We start from the raw sequence: 6000 nt of genomic DNA on the forward strand, positions 1-6000 counted from the left end.
AACGCGGATAATATGAAAGATGTGAAAGATCTCTTGCTTAAAAGCGCCATGATATATGGTCTTATTCTGGGGCTGTTTTGGGCTTTTAAGTATGTGTTCTTCATACTGAGCATTTCCTATCCTTTTCTGTCTTTTGTTTATTGGGGGCTTACTTTCTCCGTTCCCTTTTTGTTGGCTTTGTTGATTTTACATTTTAGCATTTTAGTGCCGGAAAACAGAAATTTCGCTCGTGACTGGACATTGGGTGTTCTTATCTTCTTTTTTGCAGCCTTAGTTGTTTCGTTAGAGCATTATGTTTTTTACCGCTATCTTGCACCTCCTAATTATATCGCAGACTCGTTGAATTCAGCTATTGATCTTATCCGTAATTCGGGTGTCAATGAAGATGTAAAAAAAGCGGTTGAGTCTATGTCGCAGCCTACTCCGATACAAATGACCCTTCAGGGGATATTTAATAATGTTTTATACGGTGTTTTTGTCTCTTTACCTGTGGCATCTATTACCTCCCGGATAAAAATAAAAACAAAAAATAATAGAAAGCAGGACTAATGGATATATCAGTTGTTATTCCGTTGTATAATGAAGAAGAGTCTCTTCCCGAACTGTTTGAATGGATTGAACGGGTTATGGACGAACATCATTATTCGTATGAAGTAATCTTTATTGATGATGGAAGTACGGATAATTCCTGGGCTGTAATTGAGCAGCTTAAACAGAAGTCGGAACATGTTAAAGGGATTAAATTCCGGCGTAATTATGGAAAATCACCCGGCCTTCATTGTGGGTTTCAACGCGCGGAAGGAGATGTTGTTATCACTATGGATGCGGATTTACAAGATAGTCCGGACGAAATACCGGGACTCTTCCGTATGGTGAAAGAGGAAGGATATGACTTGGTTTCCGGCTGGAAGAAGAAACGTTATGATCCTGTATTCTCAAAAAATCTACCTTCTAAAATATTCAATGCGACAGCCCGTAAGTTTTCGGGTATCCACAATCTACATGACTTTAATTGTGGATTAAAAGCTTATAAGAGTATTGTTATTAAGAATATAGAGGTTTATAACGATATGCACCGGTATATCCCTTATCTGGCAAAGATTGCAGGCTTTAACAAAATAGGAGAGAAAGTTGTACAACATCAGGCGCGTAAATACGGAACGACTAAGTTTGGATTGAATCGTTTTATAAATGGCTATCTTGATTTAATTACGCTTTGGTTTACTTCTAAATTCGGTAAGAAACCGATGCACTTTTTTGGCCTGTGGGGAAGTGTGATGTTCGTCGTTGGTTTTATCGCACTTGTTATCGTGTTAAGCATGAAGTTGGCCTCAATGTTTTCCGGTGATTTAAGACCTTTAGTAACCAGTTCTCCATATTTCTACATATCACTAACAGCTATGATTCTTGGAACTCAGATGTTCCTTGCGGGATTTATCGGTGAGTTGATTTCGAGAAACGCTACTAATAGAAATAATTATAAAATAGAGACAGAATTATGACTTTTCCTGAATTAGTACAGAAAAGAGTTTCTGTTCGCGATTATACTTCTCAACCAATAGAAGAACAAAAGATCAATCAGTTGCTGGATATGGGCAGACTGGCTCCTTCTGCAGTGAATTATCAACCCTGGCGATTTGTTGTAATCACATCAGACAAAGGACGGCAAGCCGTTTATTCCTGTTATCCTCGGGAATGGATAAAGCCGGCTCCGTTATTTATTCTTGTGTGTGGCAATCGTGATGAATCGTGGAAGCGAAAAACAGATAACAAAGATCATCTGGACATTGATATGGGCATTGTGATCGAACATATTTGTCTCGCTGCGACAGAGCTCGACTTAGGCAGTTGTATTATTTGTAATTTTGATACCGAAATATGTCGCGCGTCATTTAATTTGCCGGAGAATATAGAGCCGGTCGCAATCCTTTCTATCGGTTATCCTACTAACCCGGATATATTTACAACTACTCCTAAGAAAAGAAAAGGAATCTCAGAGATAGTGTTACGAGAGTCTTTCTAAAGAAGAATGTTACTTTTTGAAACGATGATTTTAGCTGTCGGACTATCTTTGCTATATTAAATTATAGTATTCAGATGCCGGCTACTACTATTGGAATTATTACCTTTGTTCTCTCTGTTTTCGGGGTGTGTTTTGGAAATCATTTCGGAAAAAGAATGAATCATCCTGTTGGAGCATACCTTGATTGCGGCCTAAAATGATAAAAAAACAAGTTTATGTGTAAACGAGGCGTATTGTTATTGGTTGTTATTCTTCAATTTTTTGTTTATTCCTGCCAAAAGGAAAAGGTCTATTATGTAGAAAAAGGGAGTGTGTTCCATACATACTATGCCATCAAATATCAGTCTGATAAAATCTTGACAGATTCAATTGATGCTGAACTACAGAAGTTCAGTTTGTCGTTGAATCCTTTTCATCCAAACTCCATCATCACGAAGGTGAATGAAAATAAACCGGTAGAATTAGACGACTGGTTTGTGAAAGTATTCAATAAAGCTCATGAAGTATCCGAAAAGAGTGGAGGAGCTTTTGATATAACCTGTGCTCCTCTAATAAACCTCTGGGGATTTGGCTTTTCCAACATGGATAGTGTGTCACAACATATGATAGATAGTTTAAAGACCTTTGTGGGTTATACTAAAATTCGGATTGAGAATGGAAAGATTGTAAAGGACGACCCTCGTCTTATTCTGAACACTTCGGCTATTGCCAAAGGTTTCTCTTGTGATATCATAGCCGATATGCTTGAAAGGCAAGGTGTAGAAAACTATATGGTTGATATAGGTGGTGAAATCGTTGTTAAAGGTGTCAATCAGAATGGTAATTGCTGGAGTGTTGGCATTGATAGACCGGATGACGATGCTACCGGTGCGGCTATTAATGTAGAAGAAATAGTGCGACTTTGTAAAAAAGGAGGAGTAGCTACATCGGGTAATTACAGGAACTACTATATTAAGGATGGTAAGAAATATGCCCATACCATTGATCCAAACACCGGTTATCCGGCAGAGAGATCAATTTTAAGTGCAACTGTTGTTGCAGATGATTGCATGACTGCGGATGCCTACGCTACTGCCCTTATGGTGCTGAGTGTGGAACATGCTGCTGAATTAGCAAAGAAAGTGCCCGAAATCGACTACTTCCTTATTTATGCTGATGAAGACGGGAAACATCGTTTTTCTTATTCGGAAGGCATGTTGAAATACCTTCCGAATAGAAAAGAGTTGGCTATATTAGAGAACCCTTAACTTAATCCTTCAATAAGCCCATCAACGACATCGATCTTCTGAGCCTGCGGAATTTTGGGAAGTCCCGGCATCCGCATAATCTCACCCATAATCACAACGATCATTTCTGATCCGCTGTTGATTACGATATCTCTTACCGTTAACTCAAAGTCTTTTGCCACTCCGTAAGCTTTAGGATCAGCTGAAAAAGAATATTGTGTTTTTGCAATACAGATAGGGTAGTGGGATAGTCCCATTTCCTCCACCTGTCTGATCTTTTTCTCTGCTGCGGAAGAGTAAACGACAGAGGCTGCACCATATATCTTAGTCGCTATCTTCTGCACTTTTACAGGAATCGAATCTGCGTCTTCATACGTAAATGTCAACTTTCCCGATGGTGATGAATCAATAGTTTCGGCAACTAAACGAGCCAATTCTTCTCCACCTTTTCCTCCTTCAGCAAAGACTGTATTCATCGCAAAGCCAACGCCTTGTTTTCTGCAATGTTCATCAACCAGCGCAATCTCTTCATCTGTATCTGTAGCATACCGATTAAACGTAACAATTACTTGTTGGCCGAAACTTTTCATGTTGGCAATGTGCTTATCCAAATTGGCCAAGCCATTCTTTAAACCTTCTATATTTTGCTCCTTGATTTTATCTTCAGCTACGCCACCATGCATTTTCAGACTTTGCGCAGTCGCAACGATAACGGTCAGTTTGGGAGATAGTCCGCTTTTACGGCATTTAATATTGAAAAACTTTTCAGCACCGAGATCAGCACCGAAGCCGGCTTCAGTAATTACATAATCTCCATAGGTGAGAGCCATTTTTGTAGCCAGTACAGAGTTACACCCGTGAGCAATATTCGCAAAAGGACCTCCGTGTACGAATGCCGGAGTATTTTCTGTTGTTTGCACTAAATTGGGGAGTAATGCATCTTGCAATAAAGCCGTAATAGCTCCGGTAATCCCCAGATCATTTACGGTAAAAGAAGTATTCTCAAAAGTATAACCTAAAAGAATATTTCCGATACGGCGTCTCAGATCATCTAAACTATCAGCCAAACAAAAAACGGCCATGATCTCAGAAGCAGGAGTAATATCAAAGCCGGATTCCGAAGGGAGTCCGTTTGCTGTACCTCCCAGACCGGTAACTATATTGCGCAGGCTACGGTCATTTACGTCAAGTACACGTTTCCATTTCACTTCTTTCAGACCCGTACCCATCTTTCTGTTTTGATATATATAATTGTCCAAAAGAGCCGTGATCATATTATGCGCGGAAGTGATCGCATGAAAATCTCCGGTGAAATGCAAGTTAATATTTTCCATCGGAAGCACTTGAGAATAGCCACCTCCGGCAGCTCCACCTTTCATGCCGAAACACGGTCCGAGTGAAGGTTCGCGTAAAGCAACGATGGCTTTTTTCCCAATTCTATTAAGTCCCAATGCCAGACCAATAGACACTGTTGTTTTTCCTATTCCTGCCTTTGTCGGAGTTATTGCGGTAACAAGGATCAGATTGTTTTTGCGTATTTTGTCCTCATTTATCAGATGGAGAGGAACTTTTGCGATAAAATGACCGTGATTAAGGATTTCCTCATGTGGAACGCCGGCTTTATCCGCTACTTCGTTGATTTTACTAAGAGAAACACTTCTTGCAATTTCGATGTCAGATTTCATGCGTATTTATTGTTTAAGATGTTCTATGATAACAAAAAGAACTACTGATAAGTTTTGTTAAGATATATTGTATTACAACAAAGAAAGGATATCTAACGGAGCATCCACAATGTGCTTAGGAGCGAATGTTTCTATCTCCTGCCTTGGACGGAAGCCCCAGGTAACTCCTACACCGTCAACTCCACTATTTAATACAGTTTGCATATCAACCCCTGAGTCACCTACATAAAGGGTTGCCTCTTTTGCTATTCCTGTATGATTTAAGACTTCATTAACTATAGCAGGATCCGGCTTGACAGGAATGCCTTCTCGTTGTCCTAAAACAATTTCAAAAGGGATCTTCGGAAAGAAATGACGGACTAATTCTTGTGTTGCCGATTGATATTTATTAGAAGCAACGGCCAGCTTAATCCCTCTGTCACGAAGCGACGCAAGTAGGTCTGTAATGCCCGGATAAGGAAGACTATAATCCGTATAATGTTTATCGTAGTAGGGTAGGAAAGTTTCTCTTATCCGACGTATATTTTCTTCAGTCTTTGCTCCTTCCGGTAAGGCACGCTCAAACAGTTTATTTATGCCGTTGCCCACGAAAAAATTATAAGCCGTAGTGTCATGAGTCGGGAAGTCATTCTGAGACAAAGCATAATTCGTACTGGCCGCCAGATCGGCTATTGTGTTTAGTAGGGTTCCATCCAAGTCAAATATCACTAATTGCTTCATGTTTTTGTTTAATTTCGTTTAGGTAAGCAAAGTTACACAAATATTATCGTTACAAGTACCTTTGATATAATCTGCAATACGTTTTTTCCAAATGCTTTTTTATATTACCGTTACATAATTGATTCTATTTTGTCATGGGTGTGAAATGGACTCTTAATCTCACAACTCTACTTTTGAAGCCGATTTAAAGACATAAAAAAAATAATCGGTCTTAATTTAATTGTATGAAACCTCCATGACCAAAAAGTCACCCAAGAGGATGTAAATAGTTCTCGTTCTATGGTTTACCTTTGTGTTCAAACGAACCTCAAAAGTAAGATAGCATGGAAACAATTACTTTTCCTCA

At 39.3% G+C, this 6000-nt stretch carries 7 protein-coding genes; 5 read left to right on the forward strand and 2 right to left on the reverse strand.

Going from position 1 to position 6000, the window contains the following annotated elements; all coding sequences use genetic code 11:
* Nucleotides 1-12 precede the first annotated feature (12 nt).
* The 5 genes from PHT93_RS05805 to PHT93_RS05820 are packed head-to-tail and all read left to right on the forward strand — an operon-like array spanning nucleotide 13 to nucleotide 3270.
* Nucleotides 13-549 carry a DUF4199 domain-containing protein gene (locus PHT93_RS05805; protein ID WP_300240598.1) on the forward strand — a complete coding sequence of 179 codons (537 nt, stop codon included), beginning with the start codon at nucleotides 13-15 and terminating at the stop codon, nucleotides 547-549.
* Nucleotides 549-1502 (forward strand): glycosyltransferase family 2 protein, encoded by a 954-nt coding sequence (locus PHT93_RS05810; RefSeq protein ID WP_300240600.1) that lies wholly within the window; start codon nucleotides 549-551, stop codon nucleotides 1500-1502. The genes PHT93_RS05805 and PHT93_RS05810 overlap by 1 nt, the downstream gene beginning before the upstream one ends.
* The gene (locus tag PHT93_RS05815) at nucleotides 1499-2023 is read left to right on the forward strand and encodes a nitroreductase family protein (protein WP_300240602.1); all 525 of its coding nucleotides are present in this window, start codon (nucleotides 1499-1501) and stop codon (nucleotides 2021-2023) included. Before PHT93_RS05810 ends, PHT93_RS05815 begins: the two co-directional genes overlap by 4 nt.
* A gap of 53 nt (nucleotides 2024-2076) precedes the next feature.
* Nucleotides 2077-2223, forward strand: a complete 147-nt coding sequence (locus PHT93_RS15155) for a manganese efflux pump (RefSeq protein WP_363318626.1) — start codon at nucleotides 2077-2079, stop codon at nucleotides 2221-2223.
* 15 nt (nucleotides 2224-2238) lie between these two features.
* Nucleotides 2239-3270, forward strand: coding sequence for an FAD:protein FMN transferase (locus tag PHT93_RS05820; RefSeq protein WP_300240604.1), 1032 nt, complete (start codon nucleotides 2239-2241; stop codon nucleotides 3268-3270).
* On the opposite strand, the gene PHT93_RS05825 is transcribed toward PHT93_RS05820, so the two are convergent.
* Nucleotides 3267-4934 carry a formate--tetrahydrofolate ligase gene (locus tag PHT93_RS05825; RefSeq protein ID WP_300240606.1) on the reverse strand — a complete coding sequence of 556 codons (1668 nt, stop codon included), beginning with the start codon at nucleotides 4932-4934 and terminating at the stop codon, nucleotides 3267-3269. The genes PHT93_RS05820 and PHT93_RS05825 overlap by 4 nt on opposite strands.
* Nucleotides 4935-5006: 72 nt before the next feature.
* Nucleotides 5007-5654: an HAD family hydrolase gene (locus PHT93_RS05830; RefSeq protein WP_300240609.1), complete on the reverse strand. Its 648-nt coding sequence runs from the start codon at nucleotides 5652-5654 to the stop codon at nucleotides 5007-5009.
* Nucleotides 5655-6000 lie beyond the last annotated feature (346 nt).

This window comes from Massilibacteroides sp. (assembly GCF_028705895.1).
Lineage (GTDB): Bacteria > Bacteroidota > Bacteroidia > Bacteroidales > Tannerellaceae > Massilibacteroides.